The 14,304-nt window shown below is 71.5% G+C and carries 4 protein-coding genes; all 4 read right to left on the bottom strand.

Going from position 1 to position 14,304, the window contains the following annotated elements:
* Positions 1 to 28: 28 nt before the first annotated feature.
* The 4 genes from IAG43_RS22270 to IAG43_RS22255 all read right to left on the bottom strand — a co-directional run bounded on the left by IAG43_RS22270 (position 29) and on the right by IAG43_RS22255 (position 14,031).
* The gene (locus IAG43_RS22270) at positions 29 to 6,973 is read right to left on the bottom strand and encodes a polymorphic toxin-type HINT domain-containing protein (RefSeq protein ID WP_187742461.1); all 6,945 of its coding nucleotides are present in this window, start codon (positions 6,971 to 6,973) and stop codon (positions 29 to 31) included.
* Between the two features lie 157 nt (positions 6,974 to 7,130).
* The gene (locus IAG43_RS22265) at positions 7,131 to 8,690 is read right to left on the bottom strand and encodes a VCBS repeat-containing protein (protein WP_223005959.1); all 1,560 of its coding nucleotides are present in this window, start codon (positions 8,688 to 8,690) and stop codon (positions 7,131 to 7,133) included.
* A gap of 116 nt (positions 8,691 to 8,806) precedes the next feature.
* Positions 8,807 to 12,454, bottom strand: coding sequence for a LamG domain-containing protein (locus tag IAG43_RS22260; protein ID WP_187742460.1), 3,648 nt, complete (start codon positions 12,452 to 12,454; stop codon positions 8,807 to 8,809).
* A 23-nt stretch (positions 12,455 to 12,477) separates the two neighbouring features.
* On the bottom strand, positions 12,478 to 14,031 hold the full coding sequence (locus tag IAG43_RS22255; RefSeq protein WP_246574502.1) for a VCBS repeat-containing protein: 1,554 nt from the start codon (positions 14,029 to 14,031) through the stop codon (positions 12,478 to 12,480).
* Positions 14,032 to 14,304 lie beyond the last annotated feature (273 nt).

Here is a 14,304-nt window from a genome sequence, read left to right as displayed (position 1 = left end):
GGCGTCGACAGCTCCTTCCACCCTCCGGTCAGCATCCGCACATCCGGCCCGGATCGTTGATGTAGCCCCTGATCCGGTCGAAGGTCGACCAGTCCGGTTCCGCGATCTTCGTCTCCTCGAGGTCTCCCTTGGCGTTGGGCTTGTAGAACTTGATCGAATCCCAGCTCCGCTTCCCGTGCACCACGGCTCTGGCGATCATGCCCATCTCCTGGTCGGTGGCGTAGGGATGCGTCGGATTGAGTCCGTCCTTCGCCGCCGTGGCGAAGTCGGGGATCCCCTTCATGTTGACATGAAGGCGGACGTTGGAGTCGGCGATGGCGCTCTCCACCGGCCCCTGCCAGCCCTCCGCCTTGCCGAAGTGCTTCCAGTCGTTCCTCTCGGCCCACTGGTAGGTGCCCTCGTCCTTCATGCCGAGCGCGACGTCGCAGTTGTGCACGAGGAGCGGGGTCGCCCCGGCCAGCACGTAGTAGGCGTGGATTCCCGTGATCGTGAGGTCGTGGGTGCGCTGACGCTGTTCGAAGTGGCGGGTGTCCGTGACCTCGGCCGTGTCACCCGACGGGGTGCGCAGGGTCATGCCGGGACGCAGGTCGCCCGCCTCGACCCACTCGGCCTCCGAGACCACCCAGAACGGGTGGGTCGTGGTGGCGATCAGCGCCTCGGCCTCACCGGATCCGCCGGTGATCGTGAGGTCGACGAAGTGCTTGTCGTCCTCGGTGACGATGGTCCCTGCGACCTCGCGCACCGTCGTCTCGCCGGTCAGGGGGTCGGTGACGGCCACCTTGTCGCCGAGGACCACGTCCTCGATCGGCTTCGTGCTGCCGTCGGCCAGCAGGACCCTCGTGCCGGGCAGGAAGCTGTGGCATTCGGACTTCTTCTTCTTGAGTGCCTCCGCGGCCTTCTTCTTGGCAGCGGCCAAGGCGTCCTTGGCCTTGGCCAATCCGTCCTTGGCCTTGCCCACGGCCTTGTTGGCCTTCCAGAGGTCCTTCACCCCGCCGATCAGGTCACCGACGAGGTTGACCACGCGCTTGGCGAGTTTGGCGCCCTTTGCCCAGTTCCAGGGGGCACCGTACTTGGCGAGGATCTTGCCGGCGAGACCGCCGGCGAAGCTGCCCGCGATGTTCAGCAGCGTCTCGCCGCACGCGCCCATGTCCCCGCTGGAGACGCAGTCGAGCGCGGCGTCCACGCCCAGGATGTCCCGGGCGATCTTGACGAGCGCCTTGCCCGCGGACTTGATCCGCTGCTTCGCCGCCGTCTGCTGCCCCTGCGCCCCGGCGAGGGTGGTCTCCGCCCCGGAGACGGCCTTCTCCTCATCGTCGGTCGGCGGCTTGTCCTTGCTGGGCACGGGCAGGCCGCCACGACACTCGATCAGGCCCTGCAGGCACTCCGGGATCGCCATGCCGCTCGGATCGGCGTGGGTGACCGGGGTGTTGTTGGCGTACGCGTAGCCGTTGATCTGCTGCGGTTGCGTGTAGTCGATGATCGGGTCGACGGAGATGAACTTGCCGATGACCGCGTCGTACTCACGCGCGCCGAGATGCGTCAGGCCCGTCGACTTGTCGATGGTTCCGCCGACGAACCCCTTCTCGCCCGGCCAGGTGCCGGTCGCCGTGCCGCGCTCGACGCCGAACGGATCGAACCTGCGCTGGGACACCGATCCGGTCACCGCGTCCACGGCCAGTTCGCCCGTGCCGTGGTGGTCCGCGGCGAGGAAGGAGAGCATGCCGTCGTCGGTGCGGACGGCGACCGTCTGTCCTGCGTGCGCGTAGTAGCGGGTCGCCGACTTCTTCGCGCCGTCGGCCGAGAGCTTCAGCTCCATGCCCGGCAGGTAGACCGTGGTGCCGGTGGTGTCCTTGCGCTGGACCCGGTTGCCGTCGCTGTCGTACAGGTAGGTCGTCGCGGACCCGTTCGCCTCCTTCGCCCGGGCGAGCTTGCCGGCGTCGGTCCACTCCAGTGTCTGCGCGTCGCCGCCGATGGTGCGCTTGGTGGTGTTGCCGGAGTCGTCGTACTCGTACGTCGACTGCTTGTCGCCGGTCGGCGTGTTCTCGACGACCTTGGTGACCTGGTGCGGTCCGTCGCCGAGCGTCCCCGCTCCGCCGTAGGTGTAGGTGCGGGTGATGTTCTTCGCCGGGTTGAGACCCGTGTCGTGGACGGTCTCGGACGTCCGGTTGCCGATGGCGTCGGTGACATACGACTTCCAGTACGGCGCGGGACCGCCGAGCGCCTTCGCGCCCGGTGCGGCCTGGCAGGCCGCCGGGGAGGACCCCTCGACGGGTGCTACCGAACCGGTGGAGCCGCCGCCGGCCGCCTCGGCCGCCGTCGCCGCCGGGGTCCACGCCTCGGCGAGACGCTTCCGGGCGTCGTAGCCGAAGCACTGCACGTCCGGCAGGGCGGTGTTCGAGGTGTCCGCGATGGACAGGACGTTGCCGGCCTGGTCGTAGGAGTAGTGCGACTGCTTCACCGGTGCCGGTGCGCCGTACACGTCGACCGTGGAGGTACGCAGCCGGTCTGTCCCGGTCTCGTAGTCGAAGGTCTGCCAGACCTTCTTGCCACTGCCGCTGTGGAGTTCGAGCTGCAGCAGATGGCTCTTCCCGGAGTAGACGGAGCCGGTGACATACGACGACGACCCCGTCAGCGACGTCGGCCGCTGCAGGTCGTCGTACCCGCTGACCAGCACCTCGGCCGGCAGAGCGCCCGCCGCCGGCAGACCGTTGGACTGCACGGTGCCGTCACGGTTGTAGGCCGCCGTGAAGGAGTAGGTCCCCGCGAGGCCGCCCTGGGACTGCGGCACCACGTAGTCGGTGCGCAGCGGCCGGTAGAGGTCGTCCCATGTCTGGGTGACGTTCGCGAAGTACTCCGTAGGCGAGACGTAGCTGAGCGAGGCGTACGCCCGCCCGAGCAGTCCGGCCTTGTCGTACCGGGTCTCCGTGATCTTGGTGCCCGTGTTCACGTCGCCCTGCCAGGTGGACAGGGTGCGCCCGAGCTTGTCGTAGGCGGTGGAGATCTTCCTGCCGCGCCCGTCGGTGGCCGACACCGGGCGGTCCAGCCCGTCGTACTGCGTGGTCGACGTCCCCGCGTCCGGGTCGACGCTCTTGGTCTTGCGTCCCAGCAGGTCGTACTCGTAGCGCCACTGGTTGCCCTTGGCGTCGGTGACGGTCTCCAGCTGGTTCTGCCTCGTGAAGGTGTACTTGGTGACGTCGTACCCGAGGAGCGGGTTCGGGGAGTCGCCCTTGTAGTGCCAGATCTCCTTGGTGTTGCCCTTGGCGTCGGTGATCGACGTCGTCGGGACGCCGCCCTGCGGCGGGTCGACCGTGATCCGCTCGCCGTCGTAGGTCGTCGTGGTGCGCCACTGCTCCGCACCGGAGACGGCCATGATCTGCGCGGTCGGGCGGCCGAGGCTGTCGTACCGCATCAGCGACTGCTGGCCGACCTCGCCGTTGCGGACGATCAGCAGCTCGTCCGACGCGGCGCCCGCGGCGTTGTAGGTCGCGTTCGTCTGCTTGACCTTGCCGGTGCCGTCGTAGAACGAGTCCGCCACCATCCGGGTGCCGTTCGGCCCCTCGGTCTGGAGCTGGCGCGGGCGCAGCAGGCTGTCGTAGAGCTGGTGCTCGGAGCCGTAGGAGCGGTCGTTCTCGATCTTCTCCGTCCGGATCGCGGTGACCTTGTCGCGGCGGACGTTGTAGGAGTACTTGATCGACGGCGTCTGCGTCTTCGCCCGGTCCGGCAGCCAGACCGAGGTCAAGCGGCCCAGGCCGTCGTAGGCGAGGTCGGTGCGCTTGCCGTTGGGGTCGGTCTGGCCGGCCGACATGCCCCACGCGGGCAGGTAGTCGGTCGTGGTGACGTGGTTCAGCGCGTTGGTGTGCTTCGTCTGCGAGATGAGGCCGTTGACGTCCGTGTAGGACGTCTTGGTCTCGGCCCCGGACGCGTCCTTCTGCGACAGCGGCCGCCCGAAGGCGTCGTACGTGGTGGTGCCGGTGACCTGGTAGGTGCCGGTGGTGCCGTTGTGGGCGGTCAGCCGCTCGGTCGTGGTCGCGAGGCCCCGGGTCGGGGCCTGGCCGAACGCCTTGTTGTCGTAGGACGTGCGCTCGTCGGCGTGGACCTGGGTCTTGCGGTCCGGCGTCACGGAGCACTTCACACCGACCGACTCACTGCGCGAGGGCAGCGTGAGCAGGTTGGCAGTGGTGTTGTCCGCGTACCAGGTGCGGGTGCAGGTGTCGTCGGACGACGTCGAGACGTCGCCCTGGTCGTCGACCTCGGTCACCCGGCCGGTGCCGTTGGCCGTGTCGTACTTCGTGACCGTCTTCGACTCCAGCCACGCGCCGCCGGACCGCAGCTCGAAGCCGCGCTCCGTCTCGGTGCGGACGATCGACGCGTGGGTCGTTCCCCAACTGCGCGTCTGGGTGGCCGTGTTCACCTTCCAGGGCGTGCCGATGACCTTGGAGACGACCTTGCCGCCGTTCCAGGTCTGCGCCTCCAGCTGGTGGCCGGTGAACTCCTCGGCGTCCGTGAACTCCGCGCCGGTCGAGTCCTTCACCTTGACGGAGCGGGTGCCGCCGTCCGGATCCTTGTCCCCGTCCATGCCCTGCAGGTACGTGTAGTCGATCCGGGTCGACTGCTCGTCCGCGCTGCCGGAGGTGACGGTGACCTTGCCGTAGCCCTGCCAGCCGCCCCACGTCAGGTACTTGTCGTCGGTGATGCCGTCCGGCTTCGCCTTCCGCCAGGCCGCGTCACCCTTGTAGTCGTAGCGTGTGACGAGCGAGTCGCCGCCGCCGGTGCGGTCGGTCTCCACGATCTCGGCCACGACGTACTTGTGGAACCAGTCCGTGATCGGCTCGATCGTCCCCGGCGGGGACCACTTCACCGGGTAGCAGCGCTTGACCGACTCGCCCGGCTTCGGCAGCGACCCCGCCGAGCACTCGACCGGGGCGTAGTTGACGTCCAGCTGCGATCCGGTCTCGCTGACCACGGCCGCGAGACGGTAGCGCTTGAACGGCGCGATGTTGTCGCCGATCGCGTCCACCCGGTTGGTCAGCTGCTCGCCGAACAGCTCCAGCGCCGGCAGCTTCGCCGCCGTGCCCACCCGGCCCTCGTGCTCCAGCTTCGAGAGCCACAGGGTCTTGGAGTCGTCGCCGTTGTCCGTGAACAGGTGGGTGAACGTCCAGGCGTCCACGTCCTGGTACTCGGTGGCGCTCTTGCGCATCTGGGTCGTGATGCCCGTCAGACGCTTCGTCGTCCAGAACGTCTGGCCGACGGTGCACTTGGTGTCGGCCTTGCACTCCTGGTCCACGGGGGTGTCCGGCCAGCGCGCGGCGTTCGCCTTGGTGCGCTTGGACTCCGCGCAGTCGAAGTCCGAGGTGGGAAGGCAGCGCTCCGCCGTCTCGAACACGACCCGTGCCGGGGCCTTCGCCGCGTAGACCTGGCCGTCGCGCTGGCCGTAGTCGATCCGCTTCAGCCAGCCGCCGCGGTGGTAGGCGGTGCCGTTGACGTCCGTCTTGCCGTTGAGCGCGTAGTGGTTCGTCTCGGGCGCGTAGAAGTAGGACATCACGTTGCCGTGGGTGTCCTTGACGTAGTCCAGGCTCCAGCGCCACGCCTGCTTGCAGTGCGCGCTGGTGAACGTCGCGTTGTAGCAGGGCTCGCCCGAGTCGTCGCCGAAGACGGGCGCGGTCCAGGTGGAGCCGGTGGTCTCCTTGCCGTCCGCCCAGCCCGGCAGCCGGTTCAGGCCGAACCAGTACTCCGTGCCGTCGGCGGTGGTGACCTTCCAGTGCTCGCCGTTGTCGTCGCCGTTGGTGGCGCCGGTCAGCTTCTCGACCTTGGTGCCGTCGTCGGAGGCGAACTTCCAGGCGCCGGTGTCGTCGTCCTTGATCAGCTCGCTCGACGTGCCGTTGAGCATGATGGAGGCGTTGTCGAACGCCCAGCACTGCTCACCCGACGTCGAGTGGCCGTCCTCGGAACAGGGCTTGTAGCGGCGCTCGATGAAGCCCGCGTCGTACGAGAAGCCCTCGCCGACCCAGGAACCCTGGTTGTTCGTCACCGCGGTGCGGCCGTCCGCCGACTGCGACGAGTACCCGAGGCCCACCGTCGGTGACAGTCCACCGGGCGTGGGAACCGTGCGCATCGGATAGTTCCAGCTGAATCCGCCGCTGGAATTGGCGACGCTCCAGCTCGACGCCGGCGCCAGCGAGGTCGCCTTGTACGACCCCTGGGCCGACGACGGCCCCGCCGCCAGCGCCACCAGCGGCGCCGCCTCGGCCGCCATCGTGGACGCGCCCGGCTCCTGCGCGGGAGCCGCGGTCACCGACGCCGACACCGTACGGGCCTCGGGGTCGTTCACCGTCGCCAGCGACTTCGGGAGCTCCGGGCAGTCCTCGCTGCCCGGCACCGCCACCGCCGCACAGGCGGGCAGCTGCACCAGGTGCAGACGCGAGGCGTACGAACCGCCGTACCCCTCCGCGAAGGCCGAGTAGTCCACGGACAGACGGACGGGAGCGGCCTCCGCCGCCGCGTCCGAGCGCTCCACCCGCAGCACCGCGCCGGCGCCGAGCTCACCGGCCCGCTTGGCGGGCAGCACGTCCACCCGCACCTCGGCGGGGGACGAGGACGCCGAAGCACCGGCAGCCTTCGCGGCCTTCACCGGTACGGAGCCGACGGTGACCGGCAGCCCGCCGACCACCTTCTCCTCGCCCGAAGCCGCGACGGCCAGCTCCGCACTGCCGCCGCCCGGCCAGACGGCCTTGTCCAGCGCCGTGACGGCGGCCTTGCGCGCCGCGTCCGACGGGCGCTTCGCCGCCTTCGCGTCCCGGCCCTCGACCGGGTCGCCGAAGTGCTGCACACCGGGACGGCCCCGGCCCTGCTCGCCGGGGGCGACCGGGACGGCCTGGACCGTCGAACCGGTCAGCGCGAGCGTCACCCCCAGGGTGGTGGCGGCCAGCAGCCGCCCTGGTATCCGCCGGTTCAGCAACCGGCCGTGAAATGGCATCACGTGTCTCCGCACGTCGATAAGGAACGGTGGGTGGTGCGTGACCGCCACGCCCTCGGGGGCAGTGGCGGCCGCGCGGCTGTGCCACCCGGCGGGCAGGGGCTCGAAGCCCTGCCGGCCGGGCGCGTCATGGGGCGCGGCCGTGCCGCGTGTGCCGTCAGCGGACCGTGGCGCCGAAGGCGGTGTCGCCCGCGGGGATGCCGCCTTCGCCCGGCCTGAACGACTGGCCGGGGGCGCCGCCGTTGGCGGTGTTCCAGGGGAAGAGGTGGACGGCGTGGCCCTCGGCGCCGTACGGCATGCCGACGTACAGACCGGCCGTCGATCCCGAGAGGCTCAGGCCCGCGAGCTGGAGGGGAGCCGGGGTGCCGGGGATGCCCCAGCCCGGGTCGATCCAGGCGTCCGAGACGCCGGGCGCGCCGACCATCGGGACGATGTGGACACCGCCCTTCTCGCGGTGCTCCTCGGCCGACTCCTCGCCGGGCACACCGATCGCGAGCCGGGCGGTCGTCCCCGTGGTGGTGGTATTGGGCGAGGTGTTGACGGCGGCGAGGCGCTGGCCGAAGAAGTCGCCCGCCTCGCCCTCCTGTTCCACGTCCGCCGTGTTCTGCTCGACCCACATGGTCTCGGTGAAGGCGCCGCTCGCGCTGATCCGGAAGACCTGCACGGCTCCGGCGTCCACAGTGGTGTTCAGATCCTCGCCGGGGCTGCCGACGGCGAGCAGCACCTCGGTGGTCGAGGTCGCGCCCGAGGGCCGGTACGGGACCATCGCCAGGGCGGTGCCGAAGCCGTCGCCCGGCTCCTCGGCACCGGCGACGGCCGCCTGGTCCTGGGCCATGCCGACGAGCGGCTTCGGGTGCCCGGAGACCAGGGTGTGGCTGAAGACCGCGACCCCGCCGGCGAACGGCGCCGTGCCGACGCCCTCGCCCGGGGAGCCGACGGCGAAGTGCGTGGGGGTGGCGGCGAGCGAGGCGCCGAACCGGTCGTCCACCTCGGAGACACCGGGGACGGCGCCCCCGGTCTCGACGTCCTGGCTGATCACACCGACGACGGTCTGCGCGGTGCCGTGGATGTAGACGAAGCCGCCGGCGTCCTCCGCCGACGTGAGACCGGTCGACTCGCCCGGCACGCCGGCGACGAGGTAGGGCGTGCCCGCCGAGGTCCTGCCCGCGACGAGCGCCCAGCCCAGCCAGTCGCCCGGTTCGGCGGCGCCCCCGATGGTGGTGCCCGCGCCCTGGAGGTGTTCCTTGGGCGCCCTGCCGCCGTTGAAGCCCGCTGCGGAGCCGTAGACGATGTGGACGGCTCCGGCGTCGGCGTTGGTGGAGATGTCCTCGTACGGGGCGCCCACCGCGAGGTCGGCGCAGCCGTCGAGGTCGGCGTCGTAGACCGCGAGGGCGAAGCCGTACCGGTCTCCCGCCTCGGCCCCGCCGGGGATGCCCGGCGCGTCCTGGCTGAGTTCGTAGGTGCCCTTGCCGCCGCCGTAGACGATCCGGACCAGTCCGGCACGGGCGTGTCCGGTGACGGTGGCCTCGGGGTCGGCGACGGCGGTGTCGCGGATGCCGTCGCCGTTGAAGTCGGACTCGGCGCCCGGGCAGGCGGCCGCCGCGGCCGTCGCGCCGGGCGCGAGGCCGAGGGAGGAGAGGGCGAGGACGGCGGCGCTCGCGGCGAGCGCGGTCCGCCGTCGTGCCGCCCGCGGCTGCGGGCGGGTCGGTCGGTTCATCGGGTGGAGTCCCTCCCCCGGGACCGCCCGTCCCGCGGGCGGCCCGGGCTGATTCCGGGCGGAAGAAGAGGGGGCGGGCGGGACGGCACGGCCGTCCCACCCGCCCCTCGGGGGACCTACATCTCCGGCAGGGCCATCGGGTTGGCCATCTGCTGGACCGCGGTCCTGTCGGCGGCTCCGCTGTAGACGCGGACCTCGTCGACGGCGCCGGCGAAGTACTCGCTGCCGCCGCCGAGGGCCGAACGGCCGACCTGGAGGGCGCCGGTGGCGGCCCACAGGGTGTCGTCGGTGCCGTGCGCGATGTCGGCGAGCATGCCGTTCACGTACAGCCGGATCTCGTTGGCGAAGGCGTCGTAGACGACGGCCAGGTGCTGGCCGGCCGGGTCGGTGTCCGGCAGTTCCTGGTCGTCGCTGAACGTCTTCACCGTGGCGCCGGCGGCGTCGGTCTCGGAGACCGCGAGCTCCCACATGGGGGGCGTGGTCTCGTCGGCGGCGGGACGGTAGCGGACGGCGAGGCGGTTGGCGGCCTTGCCCGGCAGGGAGAGGACGGTCTGCGCCTTCTCCGGGTCGATCGTGGTGAGCATGGTGCGGGCGGTCAGTGTGAAGCTGGCCGCGCCGGTGACCGGGGCGGTGGCCGTGGACGCGTAGTCCCCGTCGCCGTCGAGCAGCAGGTGACCCGCGCCGACCATCGGGAACGGGTCGGGCGACAGCGGGTCGGTCGGCGCGGGCATGATCCGGGAGTTGCCCGCCAGCGTCAGGGCCTGGCCGGTGCCGGTGTCCGGGGACGCGGTGCCGTTGGCCGTGTCGAGCTGCCAGTAGTTCTTGCGCTCGGGCTTGACCGTCATCATCTCCGCCACCTGGGCGGCGGGCAGGACGCGGTCGAAGACCCGGACCTCGGCGAGGTCGCCGGCGAAGTTGTCGCGGTAGCCGCTCTTCGCGGTGGAGCGCCCGATCTGGAGCGGGCCGTAGGACTTCCACACCGAACGGCGGGACGCCGTGCCCTTGGAGTCCTTGTTGATGTAGAGCCGCAGTTCGGACTTGGTGGCGTCGTACACACCGGTGAGCAGGACCCACTGGTCGGGCACGACGGTGACGCCGGTGGCGACGGCCTTCCACTCGCCGAGCGAGTCGACGTCGGTCACCGGGACGGAGAACGCCCAGGTGCCGGCGGTCTGGTCGTAGCCGAGGGTGAAGCCGGGCTCGCCGGTGCCGTCCTGGCTGACGACCGCCATGTCACGGGTCGGGGTGCCCTTGGGGCGGACCCAGGCGCTGACGCTGAAGCTCTCCGAGGAGTCGAGGACGGTCTCGTTGACGTCGGCGTAGGCGCCGGCGGTGCCGTCGAAGCGGGCGGCCGCGTCGGCCTTGCCGCCGGGACCCTCGACGCCGAAGGTGACGCCGGTGCCGGCGTCGGCGGCGAAGACGCCGGTCTCGTCGTGCGCCTCGGTGCTGGTGGCGGCGTCGGCGAGGTTCCACTGACCGGCCACCGGGGTGCCCTCGGTGACGAGGAACTCGTAGTGCGCCTTGGTGCTCGGGTTCTTCGCCTTGTCGACGGCGATCACGTCGACCCAGTGGCGTCCGGAGCGCGTCGGCATCCAGGTCACCGTCGCGGGACCGCCCGCGGAGGTGGCGGGCACGGTGGTGACCGGGGTGGCGGTGCTGTCGAAGGCGTACCGGTACTCGACGATGTCGGTGTCCGGGACGCTGTCGTTGGGGTTGGGCGTGAAGGTGAACGAGCCGTAGGTGCCGACGCCGTCGTGGTAGACGCTGTCCGACGGGTACTGCTTGGAGAGCACGTTGGGCTTGCCCGGCAGGGTGGCGTCGTACATGAACTCGCAGCGCACGGTGTCCCCGTCGTAGCTCCAGGGGCCGTACCCGTCACCGTCGGTGGCGCGTGCGCTCCAGTAGATGACGGTGTTCTGCGGGATCGACGACTTCACGGTGTGGGTGAACCTGGTGCCCGACGTCGGCGCCAGCCACGACGGTGTGAGGTACGTGTAGCTCTTGGCCTCCTTCGTCACCGGGTCCGTCCAGTCGACCTTGAACTCGACCTTCACCTTGTCGGTGGTGCTGGAGGTGTGGTCCGGGTCGCTGGCGATGGCCTGGAGCTGCGGGGGCTTCTCCGCGTAGGGGCGCCCGGCGCCGGAGGTGCACACGCCGCCCGGGTTCTGCGACAGCGAGGTGATCTTCCGCGGCAGGTTGTTGTAGTCGATCGACAGGTACGCGTTGCCGCAGATCCGCTTCCACTCGGCCAGCCGGCCCTCGTCCTGGGCGCGCAGACCCAGCGTCATCGTGGACCAGCCCTCGGCCGCCGCGGTCTTCACCTCGCTCGTCAGCTCACCCGTCGCGCCGCCCTCGAAGTGCAGATTGGCCTGGCTGGTGCAACTGGTCGGCGAGATCGCCTTGTCGACGGTGCCGATGTGGTCGGCCCAGTCGTCCTTGGTGCTGTTCCAGTCCGTCGAGGAGGTGATGCTGTAGTTCTTGCCGCCGATGCGGTAGAGCCGGATCGGCTCGGCGGTCGGCGAGGCGCTGTAGATGTGCTCGACCCGCGCCGAGAACGACGCGCCGAGGATCTGCTTGCCCTTGTAGAACGACATCCCCATGGTGAACAGCAGCCGGCGCACGCCGACACCGTTGCAGGACACCGGGCTGTAGTCGGTCGGGCACTTGCCCGCGCCGGCGCTGCCGGAGTACTTCCAGTCCTGCTCGCCCGGCATGCCCGACATGATGCCGGTCCACGCGCTGCGCGAGGTGGTGCGCTGGAGCGGGTCGATGACGACCGGGAAGACGGTGTCCTTGCCCGTGAGGAGCTTCTGGTCGGGGACCAGCGACAGCTTCCCCCTGCCGATCTCCACGCCGAGCGGCGAGGTCTTCCCGCCGCCGCCGGGACCGGCGAGCGCCGGCTCGGGCGCGATCGACGGAGCCGGGTCCGCGTCCGCGGTGGCCGCGGCGAGCGCCTTGGAGACCGCCTTCGGGCCCTGCTTCCTGGCGGCGGCCTCCTTGACGGCGGCCGAGTCCCACATGACCGGCTTGCCCGCCTCGAAGACGGTGCCGCCGACCGCCGCGTCCTCGGCCTTCAGCGCGCCGTTCGCGTCCTCGCCGATCTTCAGCCCGTCGGCCTTCACGCCGAGGTCGATCCGCGCCAGGCGCGGATCGGCCGCAGCCTCCGGGGTCTTGACGATCAGCAGATGGCCGAAGCCGTCCGCCTCGGCGCGCACCGCGAGGTCCACACCGGGCAGCGCGTCGCGGTAGGTCGCGGTGTCGCCGTCGAGGACCGGCGCGGCCAGCTTGCCGTGCGGCCAGGTCAGCGACAGCTCGCGGCCCGCCTGGTTCATGGTGACGAACGGCTCGCCGGCCGTGCCGTCGGAGAACTTCAGACCCACCGCCGTCGCCTTCGGCGCCACGCTGCCGTCGGCCGCCCGCCGCAGGGTGCGGTCGATGTCGACCCACGAACCGCTCTGGAACGTGCGGATGGGGTCGGTGTACTCGCGGGCCGTGAACGTGCCGTCCGGCTGGGCGTAGATCTCGCGGCGCGCGTTGCGCATGCCGAGGATCTCGACCTGCTTGTTGCTCTTCTTCGCGACCGCCAGTGCCTCGGCCTCCGTCTGCACCGGCGTGCCGGTGCCCACCGCCTCCTGCTTCGGCTCCGCGCCGGGCGCCGGAGCGTCCTGCGGCAGGGCGTGGAAACCGCCCGTGAGGACGGCGCCCGCGGCGACCGCGGCGACCGCGGCGCGCAGCAGGATGCCGCGTGGTGTGCGTCTGGACATCTGTCCGTGCTCCTTGTGGTTCATCAGCGGACCGTGGCGCCGAAGGCGGTGTCGCCCGCGGGGATGCCGTTCTCGCCGGGCTTGAACGTCCGGCTGGGGAAACCGCCGTTGACGGTGTTCCAGGGGAAGAGGTGGACGGCGTGGCCGCCCGCCGGGCCGTAGGGCATGCCGACGAGGAGTCCGGCCGTGCTGCCCGACAGGCTCAGGCCGGCGAGCTGCGTGGCGGCGGGCTCACCGGGGATGCCCCAGCCCGGGTCGATCCAGGCGTCCGAGGCGCCGGGCGCGCCGACCATCGGGACGATGTGGACACCGCCCTTCTCCTGGTGCTCCTCGGCCGACTCCTCGCCCGGCACACCGATCGCGAGCCGCGCGGTGGTGCCGGTGGTGGTGGTGTTGGGCGAGGTGTTGACGGCGGCCAGGCGCTGTCCGAAGAAGTCGCCCGCCTCGCTCTCCTGCTCGACGTCGGCGCTGTCCTGCTCGATCCACGTCGTCTCGGTGAAGGAGGTCGCGCCGATCCGGAAGATCTGCACGGCTCCGGCGTCGACGGTGGACTTGAGGTCCTCGCCGGGCACGCCGACGGCGAGCAGCGACTCGGTGGTCGAGGTGGCTCCGGAGGCCCGGTACGGGACCATCGCCAGGGCGGTGCCGAAGCCGTCGCCGACCTCCTCGGCGCCGGCGATGGTGTCCTGGTCCTGGCCCATGCCGAAGAGCGGCTTGGGGTACCCGGACGTGACCGTGTGGCTGAACACGGTCGCGGCGCCGGCGAAGGTGGCGGTGCCGAGGGCCTCGCCGGGGGCGCCGACCGCGAAGTGGGTCGGGGTGGCCGCGAGGGAGGCGCCGAAGCGGTCGTCGTTCTCCCCGACGCCCGGCACGGCACCCGCTGCCGTGGTGTCCTGGTGGGTGCCGACGGCGGTGGCGGCGTCGTTCTGGACGTAGAAGACGCCTCCGGTGTCCGCGGCGGTGCCGATGTCCTCGCCGGGCGCGCCGATCAGGAGGTAGGAGGCGCCCGCGGAGGTCCTGCCGCCGGCCAGGGCGTATCCGGTCCAGTCGCCGGCCTCGGCGCCGCCGCCGAGCGGGGCGCCCTCGCCCTGCTTGTACTCCCGCACCGCCTTGCCGCCGTTCAGTCCGGCGGTGGAGCCGTAGACGATCTGCACGAGACCGGCGTCCGGCGTGTCCAGGTCCTCGTAGGGGATGCCGACGGCGAGGTCGCTGCATCCGTCGCGGTCGGCGTCGTAGACCGCGAGCGCGAAGCCGTACCGGTCGTCGGCCTCGGCACCGCCGGGGACGCCGGCGGTCTCCTGCGACAGGACCATGGTGCCCTTGCCGCCGCCGTAGTCGATGTGCACGACGCCGGCGCCGGGCATGCCGTTGACCGTCGCCTCCGGGTCGGCGATGGCGGTGTCGCGGATGCCGTCGCCGTTGAAGTCGGACTCGGCGCCGGTGCAGGCGGCCGCCGCGGCGGCGGCCGGGGACACCGGGCCGAGCCCGAGCGCCGCGGCCGTCAGGACGAACGCCCCTGAGGCGAGCGCCGTTCGTCGTCGTATCGCCCGCGTTCGCGGGCGGAGCGGTCTGATCACTGAGGTGGGTCCCTCCCCTGGTGCGGTACCGGCTCGTCGGCCGGGGTCCGTGGTGGCGCCGCTGCCCCCTTCGGGTGCGGCCGGCCGGCCGCGGCCGGCTCCCGGCACACGCGTCCCCGGGCCCCGGCCCCCGGGCGTCGCTGCCCGGGGTGGGCCTGGAGAGTGCGGGTGACGGTGCACCGGCGGGCCGGCTGCCCGGGGCGGCCCCGTTCCTGGCGCACGGTCACCGGCCCGCGGTCGAGCGCGGGGGCGGGAGCGTGCCGGACGGGACGG

The organism is Streptomyces genisteinicus, from assembly GCF_014489615.1.
Classification (GTDB): domain Bacteria; phylum Actinomycetota; class Actinomycetes; order Streptomycetales; family Streptomycetaceae; genus Streptomyces; species Streptomyces genisteinicus.
Note: the sequence above shows the minus strand (reverse complement) of the source record. Positions and strands in the feature narration are given on the sequence as shown.

Bases quoted from the DNA above. Each gene is read 5' to 3' on its own strand.
- IAG43_RS22270 (WP_187742461.1), bottom strand. From the start codon at position 6,973: ATGCCATTTCACGGCCGGTTGCTGAACCGGCGGATACCAGGGCGGCTG.
- IAG43_RS22265 (WP_223005959.1), bottom strand. From the start codon at position 8,690: ATGAACCGACCGACCCGCCCGCAGCCGCGGGCGGCACGACGGCGGACC.
- IAG43_RS22260 (WP_187742460.1), bottom strand. From the start codon at position 12,454: ATGTCCAGACGCACACCACGCGGCATCCTGCTGCGCGCCGCGGTCGCC.